Origin of the sequence: Pseudomonas sp. 22526, from assembly GCF_052044735.1 — a bacterium.
Lineage (GTDB): Bacteria > Pseudomonadota > Gammaproteobacteria > Pseudomonadales > Pseudomonadaceae > Aquipseudomonas > Aquipseudomonas piscium.
On record NZ_JBQENK010000002.1, the window covers coordinates 164228 to 178807 of the forward strand.

The 14580-nt window shown below is 63.4% G+C and carries 12 protein-coding genes; 1 reads left to right on the forward strand and 11 read right to left on the reverse strand.

Annotated features, from left to right (window positions below):
* Positions 1–2: 2 nt before the first annotated feature.
* The 6 genes from ACTJKT_RS03135 to xerD form a co-directional block, all read right to left on the reverse strand.
* Positions 3–1247 (reverse strand): EAL domain-containing response regulator, encoded by a 1245-nt coding sequence (locus ACTJKT_RS03135; protein ID WP_440786157.1) that lies wholly within the window; start codon positions 1245–1247, stop codon positions 3–5.
* 90 nt (positions 1248–1337) lie between these two features.
* Complete coding sequence (locus tag ACTJKT_RS03140; RefSeq protein ID WP_440786158.1) at positions 1338–4913, reverse strand: ATP-binding protein; 3576 nt, start codon at positions 4911–4913, stop codon at positions 1338–1340.
* 142 nt (positions 4914–5055) lie between these two features.
* Complete coding sequence (gene thrC / locus ACTJKT_RS03145) at positions 5056–6465, reverse strand: threonine synthase (protein ID WP_025806560.1); 1410 nt, start codon at positions 6463–6465, stop codon at positions 5056–5058.
* A 62-nt stretch (positions 6466–6527) separates the two neighbouring features.
* Complete coding sequence (locus tag ACTJKT_RS03150) at positions 6528–7832, reverse strand: homoserine dehydrogenase (RefSeq protein WP_007927672.1); 1305 nt, start codon at positions 7830–7832, stop codon at positions 6528–6530.
* 131 nt (positions 7833–7963) lie between these two features.
* Positions 7964–8695: a thioredoxin fold domain-containing protein gene (locus tag ACTJKT_RS03155; protein ID WP_025806559.1), complete on the reverse strand. Its 732-nt coding sequence runs from the start codon at positions 8693–8695 to the stop codon at positions 7964–7966.
* 315 nt (positions 8696–9010) lie between these two features.
* Positions 9011–9907, reverse strand: a complete 897-nt coding sequence (xerD, locus tag ACTJKT_RS03160) for a site-specific tyrosine recombinase XerD (protein ID WP_053277585.1) — start codon at positions 9905–9907, stop codon at positions 9011–9013.
* A gap of 106 nt (positions 9908–10013) precedes the next feature.
* Between xerD and ACTJKT_RS03165 the strand changes: the two genes are divergently transcribed.
* Entirely contained in the window at positions 10014–11819 is a 1806-nt protein-coding gene (locus ACTJKT_RS03165; protein ID WP_440786159.1) for a cation:proton antiporter, read from the forward strand.
* A gap of 69 nt (positions 11820–11888) precedes the next feature.
* On the opposite strand, the gene ACTJKT_RS03170 is transcribed toward ACTJKT_RS03165, so the two are convergent.
* The 5 genes from ACTJKT_RS03170 to rpsP form a co-directional block, all read right to left on the reverse strand.
* Positions 11889–12302, reverse strand: coding sequence for an acyl-CoA thioesterase (locus ACTJKT_RS03170; protein ID WP_007927676.1), 414 nt, complete (start codon positions 12300–12302; stop codon positions 11889–11891).
* Between the two features lie 91 nt (positions 12303–12393).
* Entirely contained in the window at positions 12394–12744 is a 351-nt protein-coding gene (rplS, locus tag ACTJKT_RS03175) for a 50S ribosomal protein L19 (protein ID WP_009047143.1), read from the reverse strand.
* Between the two features lie 45 nt (positions 12745–12789).
* Entirely contained in the window at positions 12790–13542 is a 753-nt protein-coding gene (trmD, locus tag ACTJKT_RS03180; RefSeq protein ID WP_007927678.1) for a tRNA (guanosine(37)-N1)-methyltransferase TrmD, read from the reverse strand.
* Between the two features lie 2 nt (positions 13543–13544).
* Positions 13545–14081 (reverse strand): ribosome maturation factor RimM, encoded by a 537-nt coding sequence (rimM, locus tag ACTJKT_RS03185; protein ID WP_007927679.1) that lies wholly within the window; start codon positions 14079–14081, stop codon positions 13545–13547.
* A 5-nt stretch (positions 14082–14086) separates the two neighbouring features.
* Entirely contained in the window at positions 14087–14338 is a 252-nt protein-coding gene (gene rpsP / locus ACTJKT_RS03190; protein WP_007927680.1) for a 30S ribosomal protein S16, read from the reverse strand.
* Positions 14339–14580: the final 242 nt, after the last annotated feature.

Sequence of the window (14580 nt, forward strand, 5' to 3'; positions counted from 1 at the left end):
GCTCAGCCAGCCTGTTCGTCGAGGTCGTCACGCAAGCGCCGGGCGATCCACTGGCGCACGGCGACCGCGCTCATGGGTTCGGCGATGAAGCAGCCTTGCAGGCGCGCCTGCCCCAGCTTTTTCGCCGCCTGGTAGTCGGCGGCGCTCTCGACACCGGCCAGCACCAGGCCCAGGGACATGCGCCGGGCCATGCTCATGGCGCCGGCCACCACCGCCGACTTGCGTTCATCGGCCGCCAGCCCGCAGACGAAGGCCGGCGGGATCTTCAGCTCGGTGAACGGCAACTCCAGCAAACGCTGCAGGCTGGTGCCGCCGGTGCCGAAGTCGCCAATCGACAGCTTGCAGCCGATCATGCGCAGGCGCAGCAGGGCCTCCACATGGGCGGTATCGGTTTGCAGCTCGGTGGTCTCGACGATTTCCAGGGTCAGCAGGCGTGCCGGTACTTCAAAGCGGCGCAGCAGGGCTTCCAGCTGGCGCGCGAAGTTCGGCAATTCCAGCATGCCCACCGGGATGTTCACCGAGATCGCCAGCGAGCGGCCCATGACCAGGCGCACCCCGGCCGACAGCTGCATGGCCTGCTCCAGCATGAGCCAGGTGAAGGCTTCCTCCAGCCCGGCGAACTCGATCACCGGCAGGAACTCGGCGGGCAGCATCAGGCCGTGCTCCGGGTGCTGCCAGCGCGCCAGCGCCTCGACGCCCTGGACCTCGCCGTCCTGGCTGACTACCGGCTGGAAGTGCGCGACCCCATGGCGCAGTACCGCCGCCTGCCCTTCCTCGGCAGTCGGCACTTCAGGCTGGAATACATCCAACCCCAGGGTTTCGCGCACCTGGGCCAGCGACAAGGCCTGCGGGCCCGGCTCGAAACATTGCTGGTACAGGCTCAGCAGTTCATTGACCAGGGTGACCGAGGCCGGCTTGGGCAGGCAGCCCAGCACATTCAGGCCCTGCTGCCGGGCCATGGCCGCGGCGCCTTCGCGGACATCCGCTTGCGCGTCGCTGAGAATGATCAGCGCCTTCGCCCGTTGTTGCTCCGCCAGGTAACGAATCAGTTCCAGCCCGTCGGCCTGCTCCAGGTACAGATCGCAGATGGCGATGTCCACCGGCCCCTTGCTGTCCAGGGATTGCCGGGCGGCGGCAACGCTTTCGGCGTTCAACACGTTGAACACGCCATTGGCGTTGAGCATCTGGTGCAGGGCCATCAACTGGAACGAATTGTCTTCAAGAACGAGCACTTTCAACGAGTGCATGCAACGACCTCCGATACGGCGAGAGCGGCGAGAATCCGCAGCGGGCCGGTACGTTAATCGCAGAGGGCAGGTCGCCCCATAAGACAAGTCTTAATCGCTACCCAGGTGCGGCTCGATATCGCTGCGCAAGCAGCCGATGGCTTCCTTAAGACGCAGCCAGTGCTCCGTCAGCACCTCCGCTGAGCGGGCCCGGGCAACGGCCTCCAGGTCGATGCAGACCTGGGCCAGCGGCAGCGCATCGATCAGGCAGCACACCCCTTTCAGGCGGTGGGTGGACGCGCCGATACGCGCCCAGTCCTGCTCCTGCACCGCCGATTCCAGGGCCGCCTGCTCCTGCCCCAGGTTGTTCCACAGCTCGCGCAGCATGCGTTGCAGGATCGGCTCGTCGGCCTGGGTCATGGTGCGCAGGGTCTGGATGTCGAAGGACGGCGGCGGCAAGAAGCGCGCGAGCATCTGCGCCAGCCGGTCCAGGGTCACCGGCTTGACCAGCAGTTCATCCATGCCGGCCTGCTCGCAGCGCTGCTGTTCATCCTCGAAGGCATTGGCCGTGCAGCCGATCAACGGGCAGGCGTCGCGCCCTTCCCGGGCCTCGATCTCGCGTATCGCTTCGCTCAGCTGATAACCGCTCATGCCCGGCATGTGGCAGTCGGTCATCACCAGGTCGAACGCCTCGCCTTGCCAGCGCGCCAGCGCCGCCTCGGCACTGTCGAGCGCTACCACCTTGTGCCCGAGGAACATCAATTGCTGGCTGAGCACCATGCGATTGGCCCGCACGTCGTCGACCACCAGCACCGACATGCGACGGCTCTGCGGCCGTTCGCTGGTCACCTGGGGCGACTGGCTGAAAGCCTCGACCACCTGTTCCGGGTAGAGTTCGAGGGTCACGGTGGTCCCCGTGCCGGGTTGGCTTTGCAGCAGAATGCGCCCGCCCATCAGCTCCACCAGTTGCTTGCAGATGCTCAGGCCCAGGCCGGTTCCGCCCTGCTCCGGCGTCGTCTGCACATGGGCCTGAATGAAGGGATCGAACAGGCTCGCCTGCTTCTCCGGGCTGATGCCCGACCCAGTGTCGGCCACGCCGATGCACAAGCGGTCGGCGCCATGTTCGTCGGCCTGGCGCTCCACGGACACCCGCACCTCGCCGGCCTGGGTGAACTTCAGGGCATTGCTCAGCAGGTTGTGCAGCACCTGGCGCAGGCGCAACGGGTCGAGCCAGTAGAAGCCGTCCGCCGCCTTGTCGAAGGCCAGCGTCAAGTGCAGCCCCTTGTTGCGCGCGGTGACCTCGAACAATTGCTGTATGTCTTCGAAAAAGCCTCGCAGGGCCACCGTCTGCGGCGCCAACTGCATATGCCCGGCCTCGATCTTGGCCAGGTCGAGGTTGTCGCCCATCAGGCCGACCAGCTCCTGCGCCGACTGATAGGCCACGCGCAAGGCATCGGAAAACGGCATGCCGCGCATGCGCGCCTGCTCCTTTTCCAGCTCCAGCAAACCGATGATCGCGTTCATCGGCGTGCGTATCTCGTGGCTCATGGTCGAGAGAAAGGCGCTCTTGGCGTAGTTCGCCCGATCCGCCGCGCGACGCGCCTCCAGCAGCTCTTCCTCGAGACGCTTGCGCTCGGTGATATCGATCCAGCCCCCCAGCAGCCCCTGCAACTCGCCCTGGGCACTGTAGAACGGCACCGTCCATTGGTAGACCTGCACCGGACCGTTCCTGGACTCGATCTGGCGGTCGACGAACACCGACTCCTGGGTCTCCAGCTGCTCCAGGAGCTCGCCGTGCAACTGCCGGGCCGTGGCCTCGGGCAACACATCCAGCTCGGTCAGGCACAGCCCCTTGATCTGCTCCAGGCGCATGCCGGTCTGGGTTTCGTAGCTTTTGTTGCAGGTGATCAGGCGCCCTGCCAGGTCGCGGACGAAGATCGGGTTGGGAATGCCGTCGAGCAAGGCGCGCTTGAACGCCAGCTGGTCGTTGAGCCGTTGCTCGGCTTGCAGGCGCTGGCGGATCTGCCCCTTGAGCCGGGTGTTCCAGGCCAGGGACAGCAGACCGAACAGGATCGCGGTGAAGGTGACCCAGTAGAGCCATACCGGCACCCGCTGCCACATGGGCACCGGCACCGGCGTCACCCCCAGCCATTTCAGGCGGATGGCGCTGAGCTCGGCCACCGGGAAGGCTTCCAGGGCCTTGTTCAGGATACTCAGCAGCTCGGGCTGGTCCCGGCGCACCGACAACTCATCGGCCGACCACTTGCCCTCGACGCTGCGGCCGATGCGCAGCCCGTTCGCCGGGTAACCCTGCACCTCGACTTCGTTCTGGATGGTCGCGTCGGCCTCGCCGCTGGCCACCAGGGCTCGCGCCTCCAGGTAGGTGTCGACCAGATGCAGGTGGACCTTCGGGTAGTTCTGCCGGACGTAACTCTCCAGCGCATGCTTGGCCGGAAGCGCCAGCACCTTGCCGGCCAATTGGTTGAAGGTATTGAGCTGGATGTCGTCGGCGCGGACCACGAATACCCAGGCCGAGCCGCCAAAGGCATGGGTGAAGTCGAGGAAGCCGCAGCGCTCGTCGTTGGCCGACAAGGTGGTGTTCATCTGCGCCCGGCCCTTGAGCAGCAGGTCCAGGGTGTGGGCCGTAGAGAAGGTTTCCTCCTGGACGAACTGCAGGCCGGTCATGCGCGAAATCCGGCTGAGCAGGTCGATGTTCAACCCGGCCCACTGGCCGTCCTTGTCCTTGAACACGTAGGGCGGAAACTGCTGGGAAGCCACCACCACATGCTGATGCTCCAGCAGCCAGGCGCGCTCCTGCTTGCTCAACTTGATCCGCTCGTCGCTGGTGCTGGCGCCCAGCCCGGTGGTCCAGCGGGCCAGGATCTCCCGTCGCGTGGAGTCGTCGATGCTCTGCAGCGCCTGTTCGATCAGGCGGCCGAGCAGCGGGTCGGTCTGGCGCGTGGCGAAGGCAAAGCCGATCGGTGGCAGCCGGCTTTCAGTGCGGACCTGCAACCCCAGGTAAGGGCGCAGCGCCTTGTAGGCACGCACTATCACTTCATTGCCGATAAAGGCATCGACATCCCCCTGCTTCAGGGCTTCCAGGCCGCTGTACAGATTGGGCGAAAGAATGATCTGGCTGTTGGGATAGGCGGCATGGGCGATCTTGGCGTCCGCATAGCCCTCCAGCAGCACCACTTTCTTGCCGGCCAGGTCTTCGGGCATTTCCGCCTCGTCCCTGCGCACCACCACGACGGCGCGGTCGGGCATGTAGTCAGTGGAAAAGTGCAGCCCCGCGGCACCACGCTCGTAACCGTTGGCGCTGGTCAGGATGTCGATCGCCCCCGCGCGCAGCGCCTCGACCGCCTGTTCGCGCTCGGAGAACCCCAGGACTTCCAGGGACACGCCCAGGCGTTCGCCCACCAGGCTCAGGTAGTCGGCGCTGATGCCCTGGTAACGGTTGCGGTCGCGGGTGATGTCGATTGGCTGGTAGTCGTCGATCGAAATACCCACCTTCAAGGTGCCACGGCCCGCCAGCCATTGCCGTTCGGCCGGAGCCAGGGTGAGCGGTTGCAGCTCGACGAAAGCCGGCACCAGCTTGAAGGGCAGGTTCTGCGCCGCCATCAGGCACGGGGCCAGGGACAGCATCGCCAAAACCATCAATGTGCGGAAAACCGGGCGCAGCAACATAAGCATCCTGTGAGTGATCCTCGACGCGGCGTCGCCCTGTCCTTGAGCCCCATCCTTAGAAGACGCGCCGCGATAAACAGCCTGAGTATAAAAAGACAAGGCCCGTCAGAGACGGGCCTTGTTGACGATCGAGGTCACTCGATCAGAGCGGTTTGCCGCGATTGCCATGCTGGCTGACGAAGGCCTGGACGGCCTTCAGGTCGTTGGCCAGGACGGTGCAACGCTCTTCGCGCTGGAACAGGTCGGACAGGTGCGCCGGCAGTTCCAGGGCCTTGCCGATCCCGGCTTGCTCCACCGCTTCCGGGAACTTCACCGGATGCGCGGTGCCCAGCACCACCATCGGGATGTCCAGGCTGCGACGGCACTCACGGGCGGCCTTGACGCCGATCGCGGTGTGCGGGTCGAGCACTTCGCCGGTCTGGGCGAAGACTTCGGCGATGGTCTCGCAGGTCTGGGCGTCGTCCACGGCCAGGGAATCGAACAGCTTGCGGGCTTCGGTCCAGCGCTCCTGCTCGACGCTGAAACCGCCGCCTTGCTTGAAGGAATCCATCAGCCCGGCCAGCGCAGCACCGTTGCGGCCGTGCAGGTCGAACAGCAGGCGCTCGAAGTTCGACGAGACCATGATGTCCATCGACGGCGACAGGGTGGCGTGCAGGGTTTCCTTGACGTACTGGTTGCCGCTCATGAAGCGGTGCAGGATGTCGTTGCGGTTGGTGGCGACGATCAGCTGGTTGATCGGCAGGCCCATGTTGCGGGCCAGGTAACCGGCGAAGATATCGCCGAAGTTGCCGGTCGGTACCGAGAACGCCACCGAACGCGCCGGGCCGCCCAGCTGCAGGGCCGCGTGGAAGTAGTAGACGATCTGGGCCATGATCCGCGCCCAGTTGATCGAGTTCACCGCCACCAGGCGCGTGCCCTTGAGGAAGCCCTGGTCGGCGAAGCTGGCCTTGACCATTTCCTGGCAGTCGTCGAAGTTGCCTTCGATGGCGATGTTGTGGATGTTCTCACCGAAGATGGTGGTCATCTGCCGGCGCTGCACTTCGGACACACGGTTGTGCGGGTGCAGGATGAAGATATCGACGTTGTCGCAACGCTTGCAGCCTTCGATGGCGGCCGAACCGGTATCGCCGGACGTGGCGCCGATGATCACCACGCGCTCGCCGCGCTTCTCCAGCACGTAGTCCAGCAGGCGACCCAGCAGTTGCAGGGCGAAGTCCTTGAACGCCAGGGTCGGGCCGTGGAACAGCTCCAGGACCCACTCGTTGCCGTTCAGCTGGCGCAGCGGGGCAATGGCGTTGTGGGAGAAAGCGCCGTAGGTTTCTTCGAGGATTTTCTTGAAGTCGGCGTCCGGAATGCTGCCGGTGACGAACGGGCGCATCACCCGGAAGGCCAGCTCGTGGTATGGCAGGCCGGCCCAGGAAGCGATTTCCTCCTGGGTGAAACGTGGCAGGTTTTCCGGTACGTACAGGCCGCCGTCGCTCGCCAGGCCGGCCAGCAGGACGTCTTCGAAATTCAGGGCCGGTGCCTGGCCGCGGGTGCTGATGTAACGCATGACTGGCTCCTCTAAAAAGAGTTCTCAAGCGGGAGCCGCCGGGGCTCCCGCAACGAAGCGGATTAGTTCAGGTGCTCGACGCGGATCCGTACGACCGGACCGACCACGCCCTGCAGGGCTTCCAGCGCGGTGATCGCATCGTTGATGCGCTGTTCCACCACCCGGTGGGTCAGCAGGATCATCGGCACCAGGCCGTCGTGTTCCTCGACCTCTTTCTGCATGATCGACTCGATGTTGATCCCGCGCTCGGACAGGATGCTCGCCACCTGGGCCAGTACGCCCGGGTGATCCTTGGCCTGGATCCGCAGATAGTAGGCGCTTTCGCAGGCCTCGATCGGCAGGATCGGGTGCGCCGACAGCGAGTCCGGCTGGAAGGCCAGGTGCGGCACGCGGTTTTCCGGGTCGCTGGTCATGGCGCGCACCACGTCCACCAGGTCGGCGATCACCGACGAAGCGGTCGGCTCCATGCCGGCGCCGGCGCCGTAGTAGAGGGTGGAGCCGACGGCGTCGCCGTTGACCATCACCGCGTTGAACACGCCATTGACGTTGGCGATCAGGCGATCGGCCGGAATCAGCGTCGGGTGCACGCGCAGCTCGATGCCGGCATCGGTGCGGCGGGCCACGCCCAGATGCTTGATGCGATAGCCCAGGGCCTCAGCGTAGTTCACGTCGGCGGTGGTCAGCTTGGTGATGCCTTCGGTGTAGGCCTTGTCGAACTGCAGCGGGATACCAAAGGCGATGGACGCCAGGATGGTCAGCTTGTGCGCCGCGTCGATGCCTTCGACGTCGAAGGTCGGGTCGGCTTCGGCATAACCCAGGGCCTGGGCCTCGACCAGCACGTCTTCGAAGGTGCGGCCCTTCTCGCGCATTTCGGTGAGGATGAAGTTGCCAGTGCCGTTGATGATTCCGGCCACCCAGTTGATGCGGTTGGCCGACAGGCCTTCGCGGATCGCCTTGATGACTGGAATACCACCCGCCACGGCGGCTTCGAACGCCACGATCACGCCCTTCTCACGGGCCTTGGCGAAAATTTCGTTACCGTGTACGGCGATAAGCGCCTTGTTGGCGGTGACCACATGTTTACCATGCTCGATGGCCTTGAGTACCAGCTCGCGGGCAACGGTATAGCCGCCCATCAGCTCTATGACGATGTCGATCTCAGGGTTCGTGGCCACTTCGAACACATCGTTGGTAATCGCAATACCGGTCGTTTGGAACTGAGGCTTTGGCGTGCGCATGGCAATTTGTGCCACTTCAATTCCACGCCCGGCACGACGAGCAATTTCCTCGGCGTTACGCTGAAGTACATTGAAGGTACCGCCACCGACGGTACCCAGCCCACAGATGCCCACTTTGACCGGATTCACTCTGAACTCCCCATGAAACGGCCGACACTAGGTCGGCCGTGGAAAACAGCCGCAAACCACACGGCTCTCTATTAATGACGCGTCGGCCACAACCGCCGCGCCATGATCGTCAAAGGCTCGACGACGCAGGATTATTTCGCGCCCAGCGCCAGTTTGGCGACTTGTGGCGCAGGCTGGTAGCCCGGAATCACTTGGCCGTCGGCCAAAACGATGGCCGGCGTACCGTTCACACCGATCGACTGGCCCAGGGCGAATTGCTTGGAAACCGGGTTGGCGCACTTGGCGGCCTTGATTTCCTTGCCATCGACCATCTTGTCCATGGCCGCTTTCTTGTCGGCCGAGCACCAGACCGCCTGCAACTGCTCGTCGCCCGGCGAACCCAGGCCCTGGCGCGGGAAGGCGACGTAACGCACTTCCACACCCATCTTATTCAGCTCCGGCACTTCGGCGTGCAGCTTGTGGCAGTAGGGGCAAGTGGTGTCGGTGAAGACGGTGATGTGGGTCTTGGTCTCGCCGATGGCCGGGTAGACCACGGTTTCAGCGACCGGAATGGCGTTGATCAGCTTGGCCACGCCCAGGCGCTCGGTTTTCTCGGTCAGGTTGACCGGCTTGCCGTCCTTGAGCTGGAACAGGTAGCCCTGCATCACGAACTGGCCGTCGGCGCTGGCGTACAGCACGCGGCTGCCCTTGAGCTTGACTTCATAGAGGCCGGGCAGCGGGCTGGCGCTGATGCTTTCTACCGGGACTTCGAGTTGCAGGCCCTGGAGGCTTTTACGAATCGCTTTTTCGGCGGCGTCATCGGCCATAACAAAGGTGCTGGCCAACGCAATGGCTGCGGCGGCGATAATCTGGGTCACGCGCATTGGGAACTCCTGAAGGCGGACAAATGGGACGGTCAGAACGCCCGTACTGGAACACCGGGTCATAACGGCCCACTTTGCAAACCGGCAAAGCCTACCACATAAGGCCCGCCTGGCGGGCTCCCGCTGAGCCAAGCCGGTCATTTGACGACCGACGCGGGCCCGTTCCTGTAGCCGCTGTCGAGCCCGCGAGGCTGCGCTCGACGGCGAAGCCGTCGCAAAACCAGGCACCGCGGTATTTCAGTTAAACCCCAAACGCCGGATTGACGACGGCTACGCCGCCGAACGCAGGCTGCGCCAGCGGCTACGGCTCATCGTTCAACCGCGGGGATGGTGCTTGGCATGCAGGTCCTGCAGACGGGCCCGGGCGACATGGGTGTAGATCTGGGTGGTCGACAGGTCGCTGTGGCCGAGCAGCATCTGCACCACCCGCAGGTCGGCGCCGTGGTTGAGCAGATGGGTGGCGAAAGCGTGCCGCAGGGTATGGGGCGACAGCGACTTGCCGATCCCGGCGACCTTGGCCTGATGCTTGATCCGGTGCCAGAAGGTCTGCCGGGTCATCTGCTCGCCGCGCAAGCTGGGGAACAGCACATCGCTGGGCCGCCCGCCGAGCAGCTCGCCCCGGGCATCGCGCATGTAGCGCTCGACCCAGACAATCGCCTCCTCGCCCATCGGCACCAGGCGCTCCTTGCTGCCCTTGCCCATCACCCGCAGTACGCCCTGGCGCAGGTTGACCTGCTCCAGGGTCAGGCTGATCAGCTCGGTGACCCGCAGGCCGCAGGCATACAGGACTTCAAGCATGGCGCGATCGCGCTGGCCGATGGCCTCGCTGAGGTCGGGAGCGGCCAGCAGGGCTTCGACATCGGCCTCCGACAGGGACTTGGGCAGTGGCCGCCCCAGCTGCGGCATGTCGACTTGCAGCGTAGGGTCCACGGCGATCAGCTTTTCCCGCAGCAGGTAACGATAGAAGCCGCGCACCCCGGAGAGAAAACGCGCGGTCGAACGCGGCTTGTAGGCTTGCTCCACCCGCCAGGCGAGGTGGTCGAGAATCAGCTCGCGGCCGGCACTCACCAGCTCCAGCCCCTTTTCCTGTAGCCAGCCGTTGAACAACGCCAGGTCGCTGCGATACGCCTCGCGGGTGTTGTCCGAAAGGCCCTTTTCCAGCCATAGCGCATCGAGGAAACGGTCTATCAGGGGATGGTCGATGGCGGGCATAAGTACTCGAAAAACGCGGCCTTGGGGCCTGCTGGAAAAAATAGTGAACTGTGCACAGGGTCGCTAGTCTTTCATAGCCCGCTATTTCAAGGAACAGGGAGCTTCAATGAACGAGCAACAGATTCTGTTGGCCTTTGGCGGCATAGGCGTGGCGGCAGTGGGCTGCCAATGGCTGGCCTGGCGCCTGAAACTGCCGGCCATTCTGTTCCTGCTGTTGAGCGGCATTCTCGCCGGCCCGGTCCTGGGCTGGCTCGACCCACAAGAGTTGTTCGGACCGCTGCTGATGCCCCTGGTGTCGCTGGCGGTGGCCTTGATCCTGTTTGAAGGCAGCCTGACCCTGCACCTGTCGGAATGGCGCGAGATCGGCAAGGTGGTGCACCGGCTGGTGACCATCGGCGCGCTCTCGACCTGGGCGGTGATCACCCTGGCCACCCACTGGCTGCTGGGCTTCGACTGGCTGCTGGCGCTGCTGTTCGGCACCCTGACCCTGGTCACCGGGCCCACCGTGATCGTGCCCATGCTGCGGGTGGTTCGGCCCAAGGCGTCGATCGCCAACATCCTGCGCTGGGAAGGCATCGTCATCGACCCGATCGGCGCCCTGCTGGCGGTGGTGGTCTACAGCTTCATCATCGCCAGCGCCGAGGGCCAGGGCCTGCAGCACAGCCTGACGACCTTCGGCGGGGTGATCCTCTGCGGCAGCCTGTTCGGCATCGTCGGCGGCTGGGTGCTGGGCACCATCATGCGCCGCCAGTGGCTGCCGGAGTACCTGCACAACCTGGCCACGCTGGCGGCGGTGCTGGGCATCTTCATCGGCGCCAACCAGGTGATGCATGAGTCCGGCCTGCTGGCCGTGACCTTGATGGGCATGTGGATGGCCAATATGAAGGACGTCGACGTCCGGCACATCCTGCACTTCAAGGAAAACCTCAGCGTGCTGCTGATTTCCGGGCTGTTCATCCTGCTGGCGGCGCGCCTTGACCTCAAGGCCTTGATCGCCCTGGGGCCGCTGGTGTTGATTCTGCTGCTGGTGATCCAGTTCATCGCCCGCCCCTTGAACGTGCTGCTGTCCACCGCCGGCTCCAACCTGAGCTGGCGCGAACGGGCCCTGCTGGCCTGGATCGCACCTCGGGGCATAGTCGCCGCGGCTGTCTCGGCAATCTTCGCCATTCGCCTGGACCAGGCCGGCCACGAAGGCGCCCTGCTGCTGGTGCCGCTGACCTTTGCCGTGATCATCGGCACCGTGGTGCTGCAAAGCGCCACCGCGCGGCCGCTGGCCCGCCTGCTGAAGGTCGCGGAACCGGCGCCGAGCGGTTTCCTGATCGTCGGGGCGAACGCTCCGGCGCGGACCATCGGCAAGGCCCTGCAACAACTGGGCAGTCGCGTGCTGCTGACCGATTCGAGCTGGGAAAACATCCGCGCCGCGCGCATGGACGGCCTACCGACCTACTTCGGCAATCCGGCGTCGCAACATGCCGATGCCCATCTGGACCTGGTGGGGCTTGGCCACCTGCTGGCGCTGTCGCCCTCCGGCGAACTGAACACCCTGGCCTCCATGCGTTTCCGTCATGACTTCGGCCAGCAGCGCCTGTTCGGCCTGGCCAACAGCCAGGAAAGCCGGCGCACCGACAAGCACCGGGCCAGCCATGAACATCGCGGGCATCTGCTAGGCAGCGAGGCGCTGTCCTACAGCAAGCTGGCCAGCCTGCTGGGACAGGGTGCGGAGCTGTACAGCACCAACCTGACCGAGGGTTTTGGCTGGGAGGATTACCAGGCGCTGCATGGTGAGCGGGCGACCCTGCTGTTCGCTCGCGACAGCAGCGGCTGGGTGCATGTGGTGACGCCAGACAGCGCCCTCAAGCCCGCTGCGGGCTGGGCCCTGGTGGCGTTGATTCAGAAGGATATGGCGGCCTGATAGCCCATCGCGGGCAAGCCTCGCTCCTACAGAAGGGTGAAATCCTGCAGGAGCGAGGCTTGCTCGCGATCAGTCGACAAACCCCGGCAGCACCGGCACCGGGCGCTTGTCGTCATCGATGGCGACAAAGCTGAACAGGCCGTGGATGGCCTTCTCCCGCCCATCGCAACTCATGCTCTCGACGAAGACTTCAACCTCGACCTTGAGGCTGGTATTGCCGACCTTCACTACCCGCCCTACCAGCTCGACGATGGAGCCCGCGGCAATCGGGTGATTGAAGTCGATGCGGTCGGTGGACACGGTGACCAGTGGCAGCCGGCAGAAACGGGTCGCGGCGATGAACGACACTTCGTCCATCCAGGCCAGCGCCGTGCCGCCGAACAGGGTGTTGTGGTGGTTGGTGGTCGACGGGAATACCGCCTTGGTCACGCGGGTGACCGACAGCTCGGTCCGGCGTTGGATTTCTTGCTCGCGGGGGCTCATGGTTCTACTGCCTGAAACACACTTCGGGGATAAATGACGGGCAACAAAAAAGCAGCCCGTAGGCTGCTTTTTTCTGCATCGGAAGCTGGACTTAAGCCAGTTTTTCCTTGATGCGAGCTGCTTTACCCGACAGGTCGCGCAGGTAGTACAGCTTGGCTTTACGTACGTCGCCGCGACGCTTGACAGCCATGCTGTCGATTTGCGGGCTGTAGGTCTGGAAAGTACGCTCTACGCCAACACCGTTGGAGATTTTACGAACGGTGAATGCACTGTTCACGCCGCGGTTACGCTTGGCGATTACAACGCCTTCGAACGCTTGCAGACGGGAACGATCGCCTTCCTTCACTTTCACCTGAACGACAATGGTGTCGCCCGGGGCAAAGGCTGGGATCTCTTTGGTCATCTGCTCTGCTTCGAGTGCAAGGATGATTTTGTTGGTCATGCTGTGCTCCTAAGGTAAATCGTCGGATCTACCATCGATACGTTGTTAACTATCGTCCCGCTCGCGGATGTATTCCTCGAGCAGCTTCTTCTCTTCTCCAGAAAGCGAGCGGCTTTCCAGAAGATCGGCGCGTCGTTCATAGGTCCGACCAAGGGACTGCTGTAAACGCCAACGCCGGATGTGTGCGTGGTTGCCACTCAGCAACACGTCGGGAACACGCTGATCCGCATACACCTCCGGTCGGGTGTAGTGCGGGCAATCCAGCAGACCATCCGTGAAGGAATCTTCCTCCGCGGAATCCGCATGCCCTAAAGCTCCGGGCAGCAGTCGCGTAACCGCATCGATCAGGACCATCGCCGGCAGCTCGCCACCGGAGAGTACATAGTCGCCAATCGACCACTCTTCATCGACATGAGCTTCAATAAAACGCTCGTCAATGCCTTCATAACGACCGGCAATCAGGATCAATGCATCCTCATTCGCCAACTCGCGTACCGCCGACTGAGTCAGTTTGCGGCCTTGGGGCGACAGGTAAATCACCTTCGCGCCCTCCCCGGCTGCCTGCCTGGCCTGAACCAGAGCATCTTCCAGGGGCTTGATCTTCATCACCATGCCCGGGCCACCGCCAAATGGGCGATCGTCCACAGTGTGATGTCGATCCGTGGTGTAGTCTCGCGGATTCCAACAGGTCAGCTGCAAGAGCCCCTGTTTCACCGCGCGGCTGGTTATGCCGTAGTCGCTGATGGCGGAAAACATCTCGGGAAACAAACTGATCACTTCTACGCGCAGGCTAGCCACGTTCAGAAGTCCGCGTCCCAATCCACCTTCATCTCGCCCGCTGCCAGGTCGACGGCCAACACGCATTGCTCGGTATAGGGCAACAGGCGTTCGCGATCATCCAGGCTGCCAGCGCAAGGCTTGACCACCATTACATCGTTCGAGCCGGTCTCCAGCAGGTGATCGATCTTCCCGAACAGTTGTCCGTGAGTGTCGATGACCTTGAGACCTTGCAGCTGGTACCAGTAGTACTCGCCGTCGGTCAGTTCAGGGAACAGGTTGCGCGGCACGCAGATCTCATAACCGGCCAGAAGACGCGCTTCTTCACGATCATCGAGACCCTTGAGCTTTGCGACCAGGAATTTTTCATTCCCGCGTCCGCTGACCAGCTCAACCTGTTTCACGCTACCTTCGCGCTTGAGCGTCCAGGTTTTGTAATCCAACAGGTTTTTAATCGGATCAGTAAAGGAATAAACCTTCACTTCGCCGCGAACGCCGTGAACAGAGTAGATTTTGCCGATAACGATCAAATCATCAGCAGGAGCAGGCGTCGCGTTCATAGGGTTCAGGCTGCAGCCTTAGCCGATTCCTTCAACAGCTGAGCAACGCGCTCAGACGGTTGTGCACCAACGCTCAGCCAGTAGGCTACGCGCTCTTGGTTCACGGACAGGCGGACTTCTTGACCACGAGCGATCGGGTTGAAGAAGCCAACTTGTTCTTTGTGCGAACCGTCGCGTGGGTTGCGGCTGTCGGTCACGGTCAAGTGGTAAAACGGGCGCTTTTTGGAGCCGCCAAGGGCAAGACGGATTGTTAGCATGTGAACATCGTTCCTGTAGTCGGTGCTGCAAATCTAAATGCACAGCGGGCATGGGTGCCCGAAAGGCCGCATATTCTAAGGAATATCCGGACTTTTGCAAATGACTTTTTCCGGCGCCTACCGGCTGCCATCCAGATTTGCTATAGGGCCGTTGGCAACAACGGCGAGTCAGCTCCCGCCAAACGCGGGTTTGCTGGAGGTCCCGCGTCCCCGCGGGAAACGCCGGCATGGCTGCCGGCGCG

What these genes read in the sequence shown, in the direction of transcription:
- ACTJKT_RS03135 (WP_440786157.1), bottom strand. Translation starts at nt 1,247, where the DNA reads ATGCACTCGTTGAAAGTGCTCGTTCTTGAAGACAATTCGTTCCAGTTG.
- thrC (WP_025806560.1), bottom strand. Translation starts at nt 6,465, where the DNA reads ATGCGTTACATCAGCACCCGCGGCCAGGCACCGGCCCTGAATTTCGAA.
- ACTJKT_RS03165 (WP_440786159.1), top strand. Translation starts at nt 10,014, where the DNA reads ATGAACGAGCAACAGATTCTGTTGGCCTTTGGCGGCATAGGCGTGGCG.
- rpsP (WP_007927680.1), bottom strand. Translation starts at nt 14,338, where the DNA reads ATGCTAACAATCCGTCTTGCCCTTGGCGGCTCCAAAAAGCGCCCGTTT.
- xerD (WP_053277585.1), bottom strand. Translation starts at nt 9,907, where the DNA reads ATGCCCGCCATCGACCATCCCCTGATAGACCGTTTCCTCGATGCGCTA.
- rimM (WP_007927679.1), bottom strand. Translation starts at nt 14,081, where the DNA reads ATGAACGCGACGCCTGCTCCTGCTGATGATTTGATCGTTATCGGCAAA.
- ACTJKT_RS03140 (WP_440786158.1), bottom strand. Translation starts at nt 4,913, where the DNA reads ATGTTGCTGCGCCCGGTTTTCCGCACATTGATGGTTTTGGCGATGCTG.
- ACTJKT_RS03155 (WP_025806559.1), bottom strand. Translation starts at nt 8,695, where the DNA reads ATGCGCGTGACCCAGATTATCGCCGCCGCAGCCATTGCGTTGGCCAGC.
- rplS (WP_009047143.1), bottom strand. Translation starts at nt 12,744, where the DNA reads ATGACCAACAAAATCATCCTTGCACTCGAAGCAGAGCAGATGACCAAA.
- ACTJKT_RS03170 (WP_007927676.1), bottom strand. Translation starts at nt 12,302, where the DNA reads ATGAGCCCCCGCGAGCAAGAAATCCAACGCCGGACCGAGCTGTCGGTC.